The following is a 16,799-nucleotide window of genomic DNA, read 5'->3' on the forward strand; positions in this document are numbered from 1 at the left end:
GGGCCGTGCCCTTGCCGCTAGCGTCCGGTCTGCTTGCCGATGACGGGGCCGTGGAAGGTGCCGCCCCTGAAGTCGATGTGGTCGCCGCCGTAGGTTGCCGAGCTGTCCCCGCGTTGTTGGGGACCCTCCTCGTCGTCGGAGCCCCCACGGGGCCGGTGCTTCCGCAACACCGCCACCGCGACCGAGGCCGCCTGTTCGGCGGCCCGCTCCTGCGAACCGGAGGCGTCCGCCTGGTGCTTGTCGCGGTTCGCGCGGTCGCTGATTCCGCGGATCACGAGGGCGTCCAGCTGGCCGTTCAGATGGGCCGCGTGGACGGCGCCGGAGCCCTCCATCTCGATGGCGCAGGCGTCGTTGTAGGTGCGCCGGATCTCGTCGGCGAACGTGGACCTGTCGTCGGCAAGGACGACGTCGGCGCACGCGATCGGCTTGAGGTGGGCCCGTAGCTCCCGCAGGTCGCGCACGGCTGAGCGTGCGGCCTGCACCAGACGGTTGGAGCCGGGCCAGCTCTTGGGCCGCGCGTTGAATCCCTCGGGGGTGTGCTTGCCGCCATGAACGGCGTACACCCATGTCCCGACCACCACGTCACCGATCTCGACGTCGTCCTTGAGCCCGCCCGCGACCCCGACGAAGAACAGCGCCTGCGGGCGTAGCCAGCCCACGATCTGAGTGGTGAGCGCGGCGGCGTTCATAGCGCCCTCGCCCAACTCCGCGACCGCGAGAGCCCAGGGTGAGCCTTCGAGCGAGCCCACCTCCACGCGGGTCCCGTCGTCGTGGACGAGTTCCTTGATGTCGCCCCTCAGATGGGCGCGGACGGCGTCGTACTCCAGGGGGAGCGCCGTGAGGATGACAGCGATGGGCTGTTTCGCGGGCATCCGTCCACGGTAGCGCCAAGTCTCCTGTCGGACCGTCCCGTTGGCTCAGGCTGACGATCAGACGGTGATCAGGCCGATCGAGGGCTGCGGTGGCAGTTCATGGGCGGCGGCGCACAGTTTGGGTATGTGAGAGCTGTCCGATGTGACCAGACGGACTGGTGGTACGCAGAGAGCGGCGGTGGCGACCACGATCGCGTCGACGAGACATTCGTGACCGTCCAGACCGGTCGCGTCCAGGAGGAGGGCCGCGGTGCGCAGGACGACCTCGTCGACAGGTTTGACGTCGAAGCGGGACAGCAGGAAAGCCAGGCGCCGGTTGGCCTGTCCTGAGCGGCGGACTTCCAGCGGTGTGAGGGCGGACAGGGCGACTCGACGGCCGTTCAGCTCTGCCGTCCTGATTCGGGCGCGCATCTGCTCATCGCCGTCGACCTGGAGGCAGAGCCCCTGAGCGTCCAGGACCAGCGTCCCTCCGCCCTTGCCCAGGGCCTTGAGGCGCTTGCTTACCACTCGTCCTCCGCGCGCCGCAGGGCGTCTGCACCGACCGGACCGAACTCCTGCTCGTCGGCCTCGATGACCTCGCGCAGCTTGGCCATGGCCAGCCACTGTTCCAGGGCCTCGGACACGACGGCTGAGAAGCCTGTCCTGCCGGTCCTGGCCTCGATTTCCTTTATCAACGACTGAGGGAGGGACACGGACCGCTTGCCGGCCCGCTCCGGGGTGGGGGAAACGGCATGACTGCTCACTCATAGAACGTAACACCGGTGGTAGGAAAAAACGAGCGAAGTGGAGAACGGGCAGGTCGGAGGGGGTATGGTCGACCGGTGTGAGTCGGCCCGTCGGGTGGGGGAGAGCCGTATGCCGGAGCAAGGCGTCACCGTCGGGCAGTTGCTGCTCGCCGAGTACCAGACGATCAAGGACGAGCAGAAGGCGCGGATCGGGTTCCGGGACAATCTCTTGTACGTGACGCTCGGTGTGGTGGCTGCTGTCATCGCCGCGGCGGCGCAGGCCAAGCAGGCGTCGATGCTGTTGGCGTTGCCGCCGGTGTGCGTCGTGCTCGGGTGGACGTACCTGGTCAACGACGAGAAGATCTCGGCGATCGGGCTCTACGTGCGGGACGAGTTGGGGCCGAGGCTGGCGCAACTAACCGCTTCAGACGGGGATTTCAACACCTTCGGCTGGGAGGCGTACCACCGGACCGACGTCCGGCGGCGGACCCGCAAGACGATCCAGGCCGTGATCGACCTGACGGCGTTCTGCGCGGTGCCGCTGGCGGCGCTGGCGGTGTTCTGGGCGGGCGGGGACCGTGGTCGGTTGCTGGTCGGGCTGTCGGTGCTGGAGGCGCTCGCGGTGGTGGGGCTGGGGGTGCAGGTTCTGCTGTACATGAGGCCGGCGAGACCGGCACGGGCCTCGGCCTGACGCCGTACCGTTGATGCCTACGCATCAGGGGCATCGGGGGACGGAACGGCGCATGAGAGCGGCTTTATCGGCTTTGCTGGCGGCCCTGGCCGAGGGCGCGGGTGGGGATGCCGGGCGGGTGCTGGCCGAGGCGGTGGATGGCTCGGGTCGGCGGCCGGAGGAGTTGCGGACCTGGGGTGACCGGGTTGCGGAGCTGCTCGGCGGTGATCCGGGGGTTGCGGGTGCTGTTGCGGCTGCCATGGAGCGGTATGCGCCGGGCAGTGCTGCTGCCTGGTACGGGGGTGATCACTCCGACTTCCGTGGTGGGGTCTTTCTGCGTGAGGTGGTCGGGGTCCAGGTCGTGATCCAGGGGGGTGGGGCGGCGCCAGAGGCGTTGTCCTCGTTGCCGCCGCGGCCTGGTGGGTTCACCGGGCGGGAGGGGGAGACGGCTGAGCTGCTGGGGGCGCTCGACGACTCCGCCGCGGTTCTGGTCACCGCCGTGTCCGGGCTTGGTGGTATCGGGAAGACGGCGCTTGCTGTCGAGGCCGCACATCTGGCGTGCGGGAAGGGATGGTTCCCGGGCGGGGTGCTCTTCCTCGACCTGCACGGGTACGACGAGCAGCCGGTCAGCGCCGACCAGGCCCTTCAGGCGCTGCTGCGGGCGCTCGGGGTGCCGCCGGAGCACATCCCGGCTGCGGCCGATGACCGGGCGGGTCTCTACCGGTCGCTGCTCGCCCAGCGGGGGGCAGTGTTGGTACTGGCCGACAATGCTTCGTCGCCGGATCAGGTGAGGCCTTTGCTGCCGGGGGAGGGACGGCACCGGGTACTGGTGACGTCTCGCCACCGGCTGCCTCAACTCGGTGCGCGGCTAGTGCCGTTGGATCAGCTTGCGCCCGAGGAGGCGCGGCGGCTGGTCGAATTGGCCCTGAGGATCGCCGACCCTGAGGACAGTCGTGTGGCGGACGACCCTGAAGCCTGCGGACAACTAGCTTATCTGTGCGGACATTTACCGCTCGCTCTTCAGATCGCGGCAGCGTTGCTGGCGGAGGATCCGAGGATGCCGATTGCCGAGCTTGTCGGCGAGCTTGGGGCTTCCCATGACCGGCTCGTTCACCTTGATGACGGGGAGCGCAGCGTCCGAGCAACCTTCGAGCTGTCCTATCGCCGTCTGCCGCCTGAGCAGGCTCGACTGCTGCGTCTGCTCGCCCTCGCGCCCGGACCCGAGGTGAGTGACGAAGTTGTCGCCGCGCTGGTAGGGACTGACCCTCCTCCGCTGGCGGACCTGAGGGCACTGACTCGGGCGCATCTCGTCGATCGGGGGAGTGGGCGGGCGTGGTGGCGGTTGCATGACTTGGTGCGGGCGTACGGGATGGGTGTGGTGGCGGGGGACGCAGGGCTGCGGGAGGAGGGGGAGGCGGCGCGGGAGCGAGTACTGAGGCTTTATCTGAGGTGGGCATATGCGGCCGATCAGCGGTTGCGGTGGCTGCCGGGAAGAGCAGAGCCGGAGCGGTTCAGTAATCGCAGCCAAGCGTTGGCATGGCTGGATGGGGAACGGGTGGGTTTGGTGGCGGCAGTGTTGTGGGCCAGCGAGAAGCTGCTCAGAGGTGAGGCGGTGCTGCTGGCGCGGTGCCTGGCGGAGTATCTCGACTGGCGGAGGTATTTCGACGACAAGATCACCATCACGCGTGCTGCCCAGGAGGCCGCGCACTGTTCCGGAGACCGCGATGGCGAGGCCAGCATGTGGACCAGCCTCGGCATTGCCCTGGACGAGGGGGGCAGGGCGAGGGAGGCCATTGACGCGCATACTCGGGCCCGCGACCTGTTTCGGGCCGTTGGGAACCGCCACGGCGAAGCCGGTGCATGTCTCAACCTCGGAGTTGCCCTGCGCGAGGCGGGCCGGGTGAAGGAAGCAATCGACGTTCACGTCACGGCCTGTCGGCTGTTTCAGGCGATCCGAGACCTAAACTACGCGGCCAGAGCGTGGGACAGTCTCGGGATCGCTCTGAGGAAGGCCGGGCGGATGAAGGAGGCGATTGAAGCGCACACTCAAGCCCGCGACCTGTTCGAGGGCATTGGGGATCGTCTTGGGGAGGCTAACTCCTGGAACAACCTCGGTGGCATCCTGGGTGAGACGGGCGTGGTGGAGGAGACAAATGAGGCGCATGGCAAGGCCCTGAAGATCTACCAAGAATTTGAAGACTGGTACGGCGTCGGCACCGCTCTCCACAACATGGCCCTTACCCACGCGATCACATGCAGACGAGCCGAGGCCTGTATCTACTACCTCCAAGCCGCCGACGCCTACACCCGAGCCAACGCCCCCACCGAAGCCGCCCAAGCCCGTGCCCAAGCCGAAAGGCTCACCGCCCCCGCCCCCACCGATAAACCAACTCCGGCCTCCCCACCTGCCCATACAACGGACTCCGCCCAGCCCGCCCCGCCTCGACCAGGTGCTCCAGGTACCGCCGGGCCGTGATCCGGGAGATCCCCACGCTCTCCGCCAGCCCCGCCGCGGTGAGCCCCTCCTTCGACTCCCGCAAGGCGAGCGTCACCCGCTCCAGCGTCGGTGCGCTCAAGCCCTTTGGCAAGGCTGCCGGTGACGGTGCCCGGAGGGCCGCCAGTGCTCGGTCCACCTCGTCCTGGCCGCTCGCCTCGCCCGCCGCCGCCCGGAACTCCGCGTACCGGGTCAGCCGGTCGCGGAGCGTCGCGAAGGTGAACGGCTTCAGGACGTACTGGACGACCCCCAGCGAGACCCCCTCCCGCACCACCGCCAGGTCCCGCGCCGACGTCACCGCTATGACGTCCGCCTGATGCCCCGCCGCCCGCAGCGAGCGCGCGAACTGCAGGCCGTGCACGTCCGGCAGGTGCAGGTCCAGGAGGAGCAGGTCCACGGGGGTACGGTCCAGGATCCGGCGCGCCTCCGCCCCCGTATGCGCCTTCCCGACGGCGACGAACCCCGGCACCCGGCCCACGTACATGACGTGGGCGTCGGCGGCCACCGGATCGTCCTCCACGACCAGCACCCGAATCGGTTCGCCGGTCATCGCGCCTCGCCCCCCGCCACCGACGACCGCAACGGCAGCCGTACCTCGAACACCGCTCCGCCCTCCGGCGCCTCCGTGACCGTCAGGGTCCCGTCCAGCCGTACGACCGCCTGCCGTACCAGGGCCAGCCCCAGTCCCCGCCCGCCCGGTCCCGCCGGCTTCGTCGAGAAGCCGCGCTGGAAGACCAGCTCGGCGTGGGCGGGGTCGACCCCCGCACCCGTGTCCGTCACCCGCATCACCAACTCGGCGTCCTCCGCGTACGCGGTCACCGTCACGCGCGCCCGTACCGTTCCCTGGGCCGCGTCCACCGCGTTGTCGATCAGGTTGCCGAGGATGGTGACCAGATCGCGCGCCGACAGGCTCTCCGGTAGCAAACCGTCATCCAGCCGGCTCTCGTCCGAGACCACCAGCTCCACGCCCCGCTCGTTCGCCTGCGCGGTCTTGCCCAGCAGCAGGGCGGCGAGGACCGGTTCGCTGACCGCCGCCACCACCTGGTCGGTCAGCGCCTGCGCCAGCTCCAGCTCCGCCGTCGCGAAGTCGACGGCCTCCGAGGCCCTGCCCAGCTCGATCAGGGACACGACCGTGTGCAGGCGGTTCGCCGCCTCGTGGGCCTGGGAGCGCAGCGCCTGTGTGAAGCCGCGTTCCGAGTCCAGTTCGCCCATCAGGGACTGGAGTTCGGTGACGTCTCGCAGTGTCACCACCGTTCCTCGGCGCTCTCCGCCCGACACCGGCGACGTGTTCACCACCAGCACCCGGTCCGCCGTCAGGTGGACCTCGTCCACCCGGGGCTCGGAGGCCAGCAGTGCGCCGGTCAGCGGGGCAGGCAGGCCCAGCTCGGCCACCGACCGGCCGACCACGTCCTGCTCGGCGCCCACCCCCAGGAGTTCCCGCCCCCCGTCGTTGATGAGCGCCACCCGGTACTGGCCGTCCAGCATCAGCAGGCCCTCGCGCACCGCGTGCAGCGCCGCCTGGTGGTAGTCGTGCATGTGGCTCAGCTCCGCCGCGTTCATGCCGTGGGTGTGGCGGCGCAGGCGGGCGTTGACGACGTACGTGCCGAGCGCGCCCAGCAGCAGGGCGCCCGCCGCGACCCCCAGCAGTGCCGTCACCTGCTCCTGGACCCGCTGGCTGATCGCCTCCACCTTGATGCCGGCGCTCACCAGGCCGATCACCCGGCCGTTGTCCGTGATCGGCGTCACCGTGCGGACGGAGGCGCCGAGGGTGCCCTTGTAGGTCTCGCTGAAGGTGTGGCCCTGCTGGGCCGCCCCGATGTGGCCGAGGTAGTGCTTGCCGATCTGGGTCTGGTCGGGGTGGGTCCAGCGGATTCCGTTCGGGGTCATGATCGTGATGAAGTCGACCTCCGTGGCGCGCATCACCTGGAGGGCGTAGGGCTGGAGCTCCGAAGAAGGGTTCGTGGTGTGGATCGCCGCGCGGACGGAGGGGGAGTCGGCGACCGACCGGGCCACCGCCGTCGCCTGCCGGGTCGCCGCCTCCTCCGCCTGGTGGCGGTCGCTGACGTACGTGAACAGCGCGTAACCGGCGACCACCACCGCTATCAGCACGGCCTGCATGGCGAAGAGCTGGCCGGCGAGGCTGCGAGGGCGGGGGATGGACGGGAAGCGCATGTCAGCAGTGTGCCCCGCGGGTTAAGCGTGAACTAAATGAACGGAAGCGTGACCGCCCTCACAGACCGGGAGATAGTCACGGCATCCCCCACAACCCCCGGACGTGAGCCGCACGCCGGTGATGCCGACGAAGACGTCAAGGAGGGCAGCCGTGGCCGCAGCAAGCACCCCCGAAACGGCACCTGCCGCACCCGCAGTCAAGCGGGACCGCACTCATTACCTGTACATCGCCGTGATCGCCGCGGTGGCGCTCGGCATCGTCGTGGGGCTGGTCTGGCCCGACGCCGGGGTCGAGCTCAAGCCACTCGGTACCGGCTTCGTCAACCTCATCAAGATGATGATCTCGCCGATCATCTTCTGCACGATCGTGCTCGGGATCGGGTCCGTGCGGAAGGCCGCCAAGGTCGGTGCCGTCGGCGGTATCGCGCTCGGCTACTTCCTGGTGATGTCCCTGGTCGCGCTGGGCATCGGTCTCGTCGTCGGCAACATCCTGCACCCCGGTGACGGGCTGCACCTCACCAACGCCCTCAAGGCCACCGGACACAGCCAGGTCGACTCCGAGGCGCTCGGCCCGGTCGACTTCGTGCTGTCGATCATCCCGACCACCTTCGTCTCCGCCTTCACCGAGGGCCAGGTGCTGCAGACGTTGCTCATCGCGCTGCTCGCCGGGTTCGCGCTGCAGGCCATGGGGTCGGTCGGCCAGCCCGTGCTGCGCGGTGTCGAGCACATCCAGCGGCTCGTCTTCCGCATCCTGGGCATGATCATGTGGGCCGCGCCGATCGGTGCGTTCGGCGCGATCGCCGCGGTCGTCGGCTCCGCCGGGCTCGACGCGCTCAAGAGTCTCGCCGTGCTGATGCTCGGCTTCTACGTGACCTGTGTGCTGTTCGTCTTCGTCGTGCTCGGCGCACTGCTGCGGATCGTCGCCGGACTGAACATCCTCACGCTGTTCAAGTACCTCGCCCGTGAGTTCCTGCTGATCCTGTCCACCTCCTCCTCCGAGTCCGCGCTGCCGCGGCTCATCGCGAAGATGGAGCACCTGGGTGTCAGCAAGGCCGTGGTCGGTATCACCGTCCCGACCGGCTACTCCTTCAACCTCGACGGCACCATGATCTACATGACCATGGCGTCGCTGTACATCGCCGACGCCCTCGGCACGCCGATGTCGGTCGGCGAGCAGATCCCGCTGCTGCTCTTCCTGCTGCTGGCCTCGAAGGGCGCGGCCGGCGTCAGCGGTGCGGGGCTCGCCACGCTGGCCGGCGGCCTGCAGTCGCACAAGCCCGCGCTGGTGGACGGCGTCGGCCTCATCGTCGGCATCGACCGCTTCATGAGCGAGGCCCGTGCCCTGACGAACTTCGCGGGCAACTCCGTCGCCACCGTCCTGATCGGCACCTGGACCAAGGACATCGACAAGGGCCGGATGCAGCAGGTGCTCGCCGGTGAGCTGCCGTTCGACGAGACCACGCTGCTGGACGAGGGCGCGGCCGGTACGCCGGAACTGCCCGAGCAGCGCGAGGAACTGGCCAAGGCCTAGCACCTCGCGAGAAGCCGCCGGACGTCCGGCTCGGCCTGAACCCGGGCCGGCCGTCCGGCCACCGCTCTCCGGGCGGCTGGGAACTCCCCCCGTTGCCCAGCCGCCCGGTTCTCCACAGGTGCGCCGACCCCTCGGCCACGGCTGTCAGACGTATCCACTAACGTGCCGTTCCTGTTCAACGGGAACGGCACATCGGCATTTGGAGGCACGGGGGATGGCGATCGACTGGGATCGACGGCACTGCGCACGCAAGGGGCATGTGACCTACGCCCCGGACGACCCGCGGCTGCGGGTGCGGCTGCACGCGCAGACCGCGGTCGGGGAGGCCTGGCGCTGTCTGCGCTGCGGGGACTTCGCGCTCGGCGAGCCGCACGGCTCGGGACCGGCCGCGGACGCCCCGCTGGTGCCGCGCGGGAAGGTGCTGCGGGACCTGTTCATCCTGCGCTTCCTGGCGATCGAGCGGGCCGTGCGCGGGGTGTTCATCGTGCTGGTCGCGGTCGCGGTGTGGAAGTTCAGCAACAGCCAGGACGCGGTGCGCAGACTGTTCAACGAGTATCTGGACACGTTCCGGCCGGTCTTCAGGCACTTCCACTACGACCTCGACCACTCACCGGTCGTCGGGTCGATCCAGAAGGCCTTCGGGTACAAGCACTCCACGCTGCTGCTGGTGGCCGGGCTGCTGCTGGCGTACGCGCTGATCGAACTCGTCGAGGCGGTCGGGCTCTGGTACGCCAAGCGGTGGGCGGAGTACCTGACCGTGGTCGCCACGGCCGCCTTCCTGCCGCTGGAGATCTGGGAGCTCACCGAGAAGGTCAGCTATCTGAAGATCGCGACCCTCGCGCTGAACATCCTCGCCGTGCTCTACATCGCCCTCGCCAAGCGGCTGTTCGGGCTGCGGGGCGGGCGCAGGGCCTTCGACGAGGAGCGGCACAGCGCCTCGCTCCTCGAGGTCGAGGAGTCCGCGGGGGTCGAGCCGAGCTTGCCTTGACGTCGGCGTCAGGTCCTACCGTCGTAGGCATGCGAATCGGCGAGCTGGCCGCACGGGCCGGGACCACCACGCGCGCCCTGCGGTACTACGAGGCGCGCGGGCTGCTGCCCGCACGGCGGGCCGGGAACGGGCACCGGACGTACGACGAGAGCGATCTGCGGCTGCTCACGCAGATCCGGACGCTGCAGGACGTCGGGTTCGAGCTGGAGGAGACCCGGCCGTTCGTGGAGTGCCTGCGGGCCGGGCACCCGGAGGGCGACACCTGCCCGGCGTCGCTCGCGGTCTACCGGCGCAAGCTGGCGGAGCTGGACTCGCTCATCGGCGAGCTGCAGGCCGTGCGGGCGACGGTCGGGGCCCAGCTGGAGCGGGCCGAGCGGGCCCGGGACGCGCTGGCCGTCGAGGCGCTGGCTCCGGGGGGTCCGGAGCCGACCTGCGAACTGGGAGGGACCGGGCAATGATCAAGGCTGCGGGTGTGGCCGAGGTGACGGACGCGGACTTCGCGGCGGAGGTGATCGGGGCGGAGCGGCCGGTGCTCGTGGAGTTCACCGCCGACTGGTGCCCGCCGTGCCGGCAGATGGGACCGGTGCTCACGGCCCTCGCGGCGGAGGAGGGCGAGCGGCTGAAGGTGGTGCAGCTGGACGTGGACACCAATCCGGAGACGACGAACGCCTACAAGGTGCTGTCGATGCCGACGTTCATGGTGTTCCGGGACGGCGAGCCGGTGCGGTCGATGGTGGGCGCCCGGCCCAGGCGGCGGCTGCTCGAGGAACTGGCCGACGCGCTGCCGGACGTCCTGCCCGACGTACTGCGCTGAACCGACGCCGAACCGACCGGTAATACGAAGAATCCCCCGGACAATTGCGTCCGGGGGATTTCTTTGCGTATATTCAAGAGTTCGTGACTTCAGGTCGAGGCGAAGTCGACGAGGTCACGAAGAAGTTCAGTGGGCACAGTATATCCGGGCGGGAGTGGAATTGTCAAACACCGAATTTCCGGACGATGAATTGCGTCACGAGCAGGAATTCATCGACGGACTGTACGCACGGGTGGACGCCCTGCGCGGCGACACCGAGGACTCGGTCGCGGACGCCCTCGCCCTCGGCGACAAGCCGATGCAGGCCCGCCTGGAGCGGGACATCCTGGTCGCCGAGCGCTCCGGGCTGCTCGCCGCGCTGAACGCCGTGGACGGGTCGCTGTGCTTCGGGCGCATCGACCTGACCTCCGGTACGAAGCACCACATCGGGCGGATCGGACTGCGCCTGGACGACGCCGAGCGCACCCCCGTCCTCGTCGACTGGCGTGCCGAGGTCGCCCGCCCCTTCTACCTGGCCACCGGCCACACCCCGATGGGCCTGCGGCGCCGCCGGCACATCGCCACCGACGGCCGCCGGGTCGCCTCCCTGCACGACGAGATCCTCGACCTCGGCGACCGCGAGCGCACCGGCCACGAGGACCCGTCCGGCGACGCGGTGCTGCTCGCCGCGCTCGACTCGGCCCGCACCGGCCGGATGAACGACATCGTGCAGACCATCCAGGCCGAGCAGGACGAGATCATCCGGGCGCCGTACCGCGGGGTCCTGGTGGTCGAGGGCGGACCGGGCACCGGAAAGACGGCGGTCGCGCTGCACCGCGCCGCATTTCTCCTCTACGAATACCGGGAACTGCTCGCCAAGCGGGCCGTGCTGATCGTCGGCCCCAACCCCGCCTTCCTCGGCTACATCGGCGAGGTGCTGCCCTCGCTGGGCGAGACGGGTGTGCTCCTGGCGACCGTCGGCGAGCTGTTCCCCGGCGTGAAGGCGACCGCGGCCGACACCCCCGAGGCGGCCGCCGTGAAGGGCCGCTCCGACATGGCCGACGTGCTGGCCGCCGTCGTACGCGACCGGCAGGCGCTGCCCGACCCGGTCCTCACGATCGAGCACGACCGTGAGGTGCTGATGCTCGACGACGGCCTGGTCAACATGGCCCGCGAGCGCACCCGCGCCGCCCGGCTCCCGCACAACGTGGCCCGCGAGCACTTCGAGGGACACATCCTCAACACCCTCACCGACCTGTACGCCGAACGCGTGGGCACCGACCCCTTCGACGGCAGCAGCCTGCTCGACCCCTCCGACGTCACCCAGATCCGCGACGAACTCGCCGAGAACCCCGAGGTCTGGTCCGCCATCGACCAGCTGTGGCCGCGGATCACCCCGCAGCGCCTGGTCGCCGACTTCCTCGCCGGTCCCGAGGGCTACGTGGGCGACGAGGACGCGGCCGCGATCCGCCGCCCGGTGACGCGGACCTGGACGGTCTCCGACGTGCCCCTCCTCGACGAGGCGGCGGAGATCCTCGGCGTGGACGAGCGGGTCGCCCGGGCCCGCGCCGAGCGCGAGCGCGAGACCCAGATCGCCTACGCCCAGGGCGTCCTCGACGTGTCCTACGCCTCCCGCACCTACGAGTTCGACGACAAGGAGGACAGCGACCCCGACTCCTCCGAGGTGCTGTCCGCGCACGACATCATCGACGCCGAGCGGTTCGCCGAGCGCCAGGAGGAGGAGGACTTCCGCAGCGCGGCCGAGCGCGCGGCGGCCGACCGCACCTGGGCGTTCGGCCACATCATCGTGGACGAGGCGCAGGAGCTCTCCCCGATGGCCTGGCGGCTCCTCATGCGGCGCAGCCCGACCCGCTCGATGACCCTGGTCGGCGACCCGGCCCAGACCGCGGAGGCGGCGGGCGTCGGCTCCTGGGCGGACATCCTCCGGCCGTACGTCGAGGACCGCTGGGAGCACACCCGCCTCGCCGTCAACTACCGCACCCCGTCCGAGATCATGGACCTCGCGGCGGCCGTGGTCCGCGCCGAGCACCCGGACTTCGAGCCGCCGAGCTCGGTCCGCTCGACGGGCGTACGGCCGTGGGTGCGCCAGGTCCACGACGACCTTCCCGGCGCCGTCGAGAAGGCCGTCGCCGAACTGGCCCCCACCGAAGGCCGGCTGGCCGTGATCGCCCCCCGCGACCTCCACCGCTCCCTCGCCACCCGCCTGGACGGCGTCACGGCCGGCGCCGAACCCGACCTGACGCAGACCGTCGTCCTCCTCGACCCACGCCAGGCGAAGGGACTGGAGTTCGACTCGGTCCTCGTGGTGGAACCGGGCCGCTACGGCACCAGCGACCTGTACGTGGCGCTGACCCGGGCCACCCAGCGGCTCGGCGTGCTGCACACCGGCGGCCTGCCGGACGGGCTCAGGCAGGCCGCAGCCACACCGTAGCCAGCGGGGGCAGGGTCAGCCGGATGCTCGCGGGGCGGCCGTGGCTGCCCTGCGCCTCCGGTTTGACCGGGTCGGGGTTGGTGACGCCGCTGCCGCCGTAGCGGACCGCGTCCGTGTTGAGGGTCTCGTGCCAGGCGGGGATCTCTTCCGGGACGCCGAGGCGGTAGTCCTCGCGGACCACGGGGGCGAGGCTGGAGACGGACAGGAGCGGTGTGCCCTCGGCGTCCAGGCGGAGGAACGCGAAGACGTTGTCCTCGGCCGCGTCCCCGACGATCCACTGGAAACCCTCGGGTGCCGTGTCCCGCTGCCAGAGGGCCGGGGCCGCGCGGTACACCGTGTTGAGGTCGCGAACCAGGTCGCGTACGCCCCGGTGGTCGGCCTCGGCGCCGTAGTCCGGGTCGAGCAGCCACCAGTCGGGGCCGTGCGCCTCCGACCACTCCGCGCCCTGGGCGAACTCCTGCCCCATGAAGAGGAGCTGCTTGCCGGGGTGGGCCCACATGAAGGCCAGGTAGGCGCGGTCGTTGGCGCGCTGCTGCCACCAGTCGCCGGGCATCTTCGAGACGAGTGAGCGCTTGCCGTGCACGACCTCGTCGTGGGAGATGGGCAGGACGTAGTTCTCGCTGTACGCGTAGACCATCGAGAAGGTCATCTCATGGTGGTGGTACTTGCGGTGCACCGGCTCGTGGGACATGTACTCCAGCGAGTCGTGCATCCAGCCCATGTTCCACTTCAGGCCGAAGCCGAGACCGCCGCTGTCGGTGGGGCGGGTCACGCCCTCCCAGGCCGTCGACTCCTCGGCGATGGTGACGACGCCCGGGGCGCGGCGGTAGACCGTCGCGTTCATCTCCTGCAGGAACGCCACCGCGTCCAGGTTCTCCCGGCCGCCGTGCTCGTTCGGCGTCCACTGGCCCGGCTCGCGCGAGTAGTCGAGGTAGAGCATCGAGGCGACCGCGTCCACCCGCAGCCCGTCGATGTGGAACTCCTCGCACCAGTACACGGCGTTCGCCACCAGGAAGTTGCGCACCTCGCGGCGGCCGAAGTCGAACTCCAGGGTGCCCCAGTCGGGGTGGGCGGCCCGCAGCGGGTCCGAGTGCTCGTACAGCGGCCGCCCGTCGAACTCGGCCAGCGCCCAGTCGTCCCGCGGGAAGTGCGCCGGCACCCAGTCCATCAGCACCCCGATGCCGGCCCGGTGCAGGGCGTCCACCAGGTACTTGAAGTCGTCGGGGGTGCCGAGCCGGGCCGTCGGCGCGTAGAAGCCGGTGACCTGGTAGCCCCAGGAACCGCCGAAGGGATGCTCGGCGACCGGCATCAGCTCGACATGCGTGAAGCCCAGGTCACTGACGTAGGCGGGCAGTTGCTCGGCCAGTTCGCGGTACGACAGGCCGGGGCGCCAGGACGGCAGGTGCACCTCGTAGACGGAGAAGGGGGCCTCGTGGACGGGGGCGTCGGCCCGGTGCGTCATCCACTCCGCGTCGTCCCATGCGTGGCGCGAGGCCGTCACGATCGACGACGTGTGCGGCGGCACCTCGGTACGCCGGGCCATCGGATCCGCCCGCAGCGTGCGGGAACCGTCCGGGCGGGTGATGTCGAACTTGTACAGCTCGCCCTCGCCGATCCCCGGCAGGAACAGCTCCCAGATCCCGGAGGAGCCGAGCGAGCGCATCGGGTACCCGGTGCCGTCCCAGAAGTTGAATCCGCCGGCCAGCCGCACGCCCCGCGCGTTCGGCGCCCACACCGTGAACCGGGTGCCCGGCACGCCCTGGTGGGTCGTCGGATGCGCGCCGAGCGCCTCCCACAGCCGTTCATGCCGGCCCTCGCCGATGAGGTGCAGGTCCAGGTCGCCGAGGGTGGGCAGGAAGCGGTACGCGTCCTCGGTCTCCTGGACCGTCCCCTCGTACGCCACCACCAGCCGGTAGTCCGGCAGGTCGGAGACGGGGAGCAGGGCGGAGAAGAAGCCGTCGCCGTCGTCGTGCAGTTCGGCCCGCAGGTCCTGCCCCTCCTGTCCCTCCTTCCCCTCTTTCCCCGCGACGGCCGTCACCGCGCGGGCGTACGGGCGGAACGCACGGACGGCGGTCCCGCCCGGGACCGGATGCGCGCCCAGCACCGAGTGCGGGTCGTGGTGGGTGCCGTGCAGCAGCCGTTCACGGTCGCCGGCGGCTACGGGCACGGGGTTCTTGGAGGTCACGGACGCGTCTCCCGGGGATCAGGTCGGGTCGGGGGTGGCGAGGCGGCGTACGGCCGACAGCGGGACGGGCAGCCAGTCGGGACGGTGCCGGGCCTCGTAGACGACCTCGTAGACGGCCTTGTCGGTCTCGTAGGCCCGCAGCAGGACGGGATCGGTGCGCGGGTCGACGCCGGTGGTCTCGGCGTATCCGGAACAGTAGGCCGCCCGGCACCGCCGCGCCCAGCCGGGGGCCGCCGGAGTCACCGAGTGGGCCGCGTAGTCGAAGGAGCGGAGCATCGCGGCGATGTCCCGCACCGGCGGCTGCGGCATCCGGCGCTCGGCCAGCGGACGGGCCGGCTCGCCCTCGAAGTCGATCAGCGACCACTCCCCGGACGGTGCCCGCAGGCACTGCCCCAGGTGCAGGTCGCCGTGGACGCGCTGGGCGGTCCAGGTACGGCCCTCCGAGGCCAGGTCGGCCAGCGCGGTGTAGGCGGACCGCAGCCCCTCCTCGTACGGCCGCAGCGCCGGTACCGCCTGCACGGCCGCCGCCAGCCGCTCGGTCATGCCCGCGACCATCGGCTCCAGCTGAGGGTGCCCGAGGGTGACGGTCGGCAGCACCCGGGCCAGCGCCGTGTGCACCTCGGCGGTCGCCCGCCCCAGCGCCCGCGCCTCGGCCGCGAAGTCCTCGCCCTTGGCCAGCTCGCGCAGCGCCAGCTCCCAGCCGTCGGTCGCGCCCTGTACGAAGGGCTGGAGGACGGCCAGGACATACGGCTCGTCGGGGCCGTCGGCCAGCTCCGCCCGCAGCCAGGCCGTCGGGGCGGGTACCCGGGCGCAGCCCTCGCGGGCCAGGGCCAGCGGTATCTCCAGGTCGGGGTTGACGCCGGGCACGACCCGGCGCAACAGCTTCAGGATGAACGTATCTCCGTAGACGACCGAGGAGTTGGACTGCTCGGCGGTCATCAGCCGGGCCACCAGCCCGTCGCGTATCTCCTGGCCCGGGTCGCGCTCGAAGCGCAGTCCGCCGATGCGGGCCCGGGAGCGCAGGGCCTCCAGCAGCACCTCGGCGGGCCGCGGGTCGTACAGGGCGTCGTAGACCGTGTGCCCGGCCAGCGGGCCGTCGGCCAGGTGTCCGATCAGCGCGGGCGCCAGCCGGGGCGGCAGCGCCTCGCGCACGCCTATGAGGAGCTGGTAGCAGTCGCCGGCCTCGGCGGGGGCGGGCGGCTGGTGGGCACGGACCAGCAGGTGGTGCAGGCCCAGCCGGCCGTCCGACGGCAGGAGTTCGGTCTCGGCCACCGGGGAGAAGCCCGTGACCGGGCTGCCCTTGCCGGCGAACCAGCGCTGCCGGGGCAGCCACTCGCGCAGCAGGGGGTCGAGCGAGGCGAGGAGAGCGGGAGTGGAGGGGCTGACCGTTTCCGCCATGGCGGTACGTCCTTTCCCCGGGTGGTCGGGGGCGTTAGTGATGCGTGCCCCGGGCGGGCCGGAGGAAACCAACCGGTGCCGCCCGGGGTGGACTGTGCGTGATCGCTCCGCTGGGTGCGCTGTTTTTCGACTGCGGGCCGGTGGGGGCTGGTCGCGCAGTTCCCCGCGCCCCTTACGGGGCGCTCACCACCAGGTCCGCTAGGCCTGCTCCGCGCGGAGCCGGAACCAGTAGAAGCCGTGTCCCGCCAGGGTCAGGAGGTACGGCAGTTCGCCGATCGCCGGGAAGCGGACCCCGCCGAACAGCTCCACCGGATGCCGGCCGTTGAAGCGCCTGAGGTCCAGCTCCGTCGGCTGCGCGAACCGGGAGAAGTTGTGCACGCAGAGGACGAGATCGTCCTCGTACTCCCGCAGGAACGCGATCACCGCCGGGTTGGAGGACTGCAGTTCGGTGTAGGACCCCAGTCCGAAGGCAGGATTCTGCTTGCGGATCTCGATCATGCGGCGGGTCCAGTGGAGCAG

General features: G+C 70.6%; 15 protein-coding genes. 7 read left to right on the forward strand and 8 right to left on the reverse strand.

What is annotated here, in order from left to right; all coding sequences use genetic code 11:
- Positions 1-17 precede the first annotated feature (17 nt).
- From ABZ887_RS18910 to ABZ887_RS18920, 3 genes are read right to left on the reverse strand one after another with little or no spacing between them, the layout of a single operon-like run.
- A complete protein-coding gene (locus tag ABZ887_RS18910) occupies positions 18-872 on the reverse strand; it encodes a 5'-methylthioadenosine/S-adenosylhomocysteine nucleosidase (RefSeq protein ID WP_361290390.1) in 855 nt (284 codons plus the stop codon).
- Positions 873-929: 57 nt separating this feature from the next.
- The gene (locus ABZ887_RS18915) at positions 930-1,379 is read right to left on the reverse strand and encodes a DNA-binding protein (RefSeq protein ID WP_361290393.1); all 450 of its coding nucleotides are present in this window, start codon (positions 1,377-1,379) and stop codon (positions 930-932) included.
- Positions 1,373-1,615 carry a hypothetical protein gene (locus ABZ887_RS18920; RefSeq protein WP_361290396.1) on the reverse strand — a complete coding sequence of 81 codons (243 nt, stop codon included), beginning with the start codon at positions 1,613-1,615 and terminating at the stop codon, positions 1,373-1,375. The genes ABZ887_RS18915 and ABZ887_RS18920 overlap by 7 nt, the downstream gene beginning before the upstream one ends.
- 112 nt (positions 1,616-1,727) lie before the next feature.
- On the opposite strand from ABZ887_RS18920, the gene ABZ887_RS18925 reads away from it, so the two are divergent.
- Together ABZ887_RS18925 and ABZ887_RS18930 are read left to right on the forward strand one after the other, a co-directional pair.
- Positions 1,728-2,288 (forward strand): hypothetical protein, encoded by a 561-nt coding sequence (locus ABZ887_RS18925; RefSeq protein WP_361290399.1) that lies wholly within the window; start codon positions 1,728-1,730, stop codon positions 2,286-2,288.
- A 52-nt stretch (positions 2,289-2,340) separates the two neighbouring features.
- Positions 2,341-4,743: a tetratricopeptide repeat protein gene (locus tag ABZ887_RS18930; protein WP_361290402.1), complete on the forward strand. Its 2,403-nt coding sequence runs from the start codon at positions 2,341-2,343 to the stop codon at positions 4,741-4,743.
- On the opposite strand, the gene ABZ887_RS18935 is transcribed toward ABZ887_RS18930, so the two are convergent.
- Positions 4,628-5,311, reverse strand: coding sequence for a response regulator (locus tag ABZ887_RS18935; RefSeq protein ID WP_361290406.1), 684 nt, complete (start codon positions 5,309-5,311; stop codon positions 4,628-4,630). The two genes, ABZ887_RS18930 and ABZ887_RS18935, sit on opposite strands and share 116 nt — an antisense overlap.
- The gene (locus ABZ887_RS18940; RefSeq protein ID WP_361290409.1) at positions 5,308-6,933 is read right to left on the reverse strand and encodes a sensor histidine kinase; all 1,626 of its coding nucleotides are present in this window, start codon (positions 6,931-6,933) and stop codon (positions 5,308-5,310) included. Before ABZ887_RS18940 ends, ABZ887_RS18935 begins: the two co-directional genes overlap by 4 nt.
- Positions 6,934-7,054: 121 nt before the next feature.
- Between ABZ887_RS18940 and ABZ887_RS18945 the strand changes: the two genes are divergently transcribed.
- The 5 genes from ABZ887_RS18945 to ABZ887_RS18965 all read left to right on the forward strand — a co-directional run bounded on the left by ABZ887_RS18945 (position 7,055) and on the right by ABZ887_RS18965 (position 12,697).
- Positions 7,055-8,464, forward strand: a complete 1,410-nt coding sequence (locus ABZ887_RS18945) for a cation:dicarboxylase symporter family transporter (protein ID WP_361290466.1) — start codon at positions 7,055-7,057, stop codon at positions 8,462-8,464.
- Between the two features lie 214 nt (positions 8,465-8,678).
- On the forward strand, positions 8,679-9,452 hold the full coding sequence (locus ABZ887_RS18950) for a DUF2127 domain-containing protein (protein ID WP_361290412.1): 774 nt from the start codon (positions 8,679-8,681) through the stop codon (positions 9,450-9,452).
- 29 nt (positions 9,453-9,481) lie between these two features.
- Positions 9,482-9,910, forward strand: a complete 429-nt coding sequence (locus ABZ887_RS18955) for a MerR family transcriptional regulator (RefSeq protein WP_361290415.1) — start codon at positions 9,482-9,484, stop codon at positions 9,908-9,910.
- Complete coding sequence (locus ABZ887_RS18960; RefSeq protein ID WP_361290418.1) at positions 9,907-10,266, forward strand: thioredoxin family protein; 360 nt, start codon at positions 9,907-9,909, stop codon at positions 10,264-10,266. The genes ABZ887_RS18955 and ABZ887_RS18960 overlap by 4 nt, the downstream gene beginning before the upstream one ends.
- Positions 10,267-10,456: 190 nt before the next feature.
- Positions 10,457-12,697 carry an ATP-dependent DNA helicase gene (locus ABZ887_RS18965; RefSeq protein ID WP_361290421.1) on the forward strand — a complete coding sequence of 747 codons (2,241 nt, stop codon included), beginning with the start codon at positions 10,457-10,459 and terminating at the stop codon, positions 12,695-12,697.
- On the opposite strand, the gene glgB is transcribed toward ABZ887_RS18965, so the two are convergent.
- The 3 genes from glgB to ABZ887_RS18980 form a co-directional block, all read right to left on the reverse strand.
- Positions 12,672-14,882: a 1,4-alpha-glucan branching enzyme gene (glgB, locus tag ABZ887_RS18970; protein ID WP_361290424.1), complete on the reverse strand. Its 2,211-nt coding sequence runs from the start codon at positions 14,880-14,882 to the stop codon at positions 12,672-12,674. The genes ABZ887_RS18965 and glgB overlap by 26 nt on opposite strands.
- Before the next feature lie 18 nt (positions 14,883-14,900).
- Positions 14,901-16,280, reverse strand: a complete 1,380-nt coding sequence (locus ABZ887_RS18975; RefSeq protein ID WP_361290427.1) for a maltokinase — start codon at positions 16,278-16,280, stop codon at positions 14,901-14,903.
- 198 nt (positions 16,281-16,478) lie between these two features.
- Positions 16,479-16,799, reverse strand: a 321-nt coding sequence (locus tag ABZ887_RS18980; RefSeq protein WP_361290430.1) for an alpha-glucosidase C-terminal domain-containing protein, incomplete at its 5' end; no start/stop codon positions are given.

This window comes from Streptomyces sp. NPDC047061 (genome assembly GCF_040643955.1).
GTDB lineage: Bacteria > Actinomycetota > Actinomycetes > Streptomycetales > Streptomycetaceae > Streptomyces.

Bases quoted from the DNA above. Each gene is read 5' to 3' on its own strand.
- ABZ887_RS18975 (WP_361290427.1), bottom strand. From the start codon at position 16,280: ATGGCGGAAACGGTCAGCCCCTCCACTCCCGCTCTCCTCGCCTCGCTC.
- ABZ887_RS18935 (WP_361290406.1), bottom strand. From the start codon at position 5,311: ATGACCGGCGAACCGATTCGGGTGCTGGTCGTGGAGGACGATCCGGTG.
- ABZ887_RS18955 (WP_361290415.1), top strand. From the start codon at position 9,482: ATGCGAATCGGCGAGCTGGCCGCACGGGCCGGGACCACCACGCGCGCC.
- ABZ887_RS18945 (WP_361290466.1), top strand. From the start codon at position 7,055: ATGCCGACGAAGACGTCAAGGAGGGCAGCCGTGGCCGCAGCAAGCACC.
- ABZ887_RS18950 (WP_361290412.1), top strand. From the start codon at position 8,679: ATGGCGATCGACTGGGATCGACGGCACTGCGCACGCAAGGGGCATGTG.
- ABZ887_RS18925 (WP_361290399.1), top strand. From the start codon at position 1,728: ATGCCGGAGCAAGGCGTCACCGTCGGGCAGTTGCTGCTCGCCGAGTAC.
- ABZ887_RS18910 (WP_361290390.1), bottom strand. From the start codon at position 872: ATGCCCGCGAAACAGCCCATCGCTGTCATCCTCACGGCGCTCCCCCTG.
- ABZ887_RS18930 (WP_361290402.1), top strand. From the start codon at position 2,341: ATGAGAGCGGCTTTATCGGCTTTGCTGGCGGCCCTGGCCGAGGGCGCG.
- ABZ887_RS18940 (WP_361290409.1), bottom strand. From the start codon at position 6,933: ATGCGCTTCCCGTCCATCCCCCGCCCTCGCAGCCTCGCCGGCCAGCTC.
- ABZ887_RS18960 (WP_361290418.1), top strand. From the start codon at position 9,907: ATGATCAAGGCTGCGGGTGTGGCCGAGGTGACGGACGCGGACTTCGCG.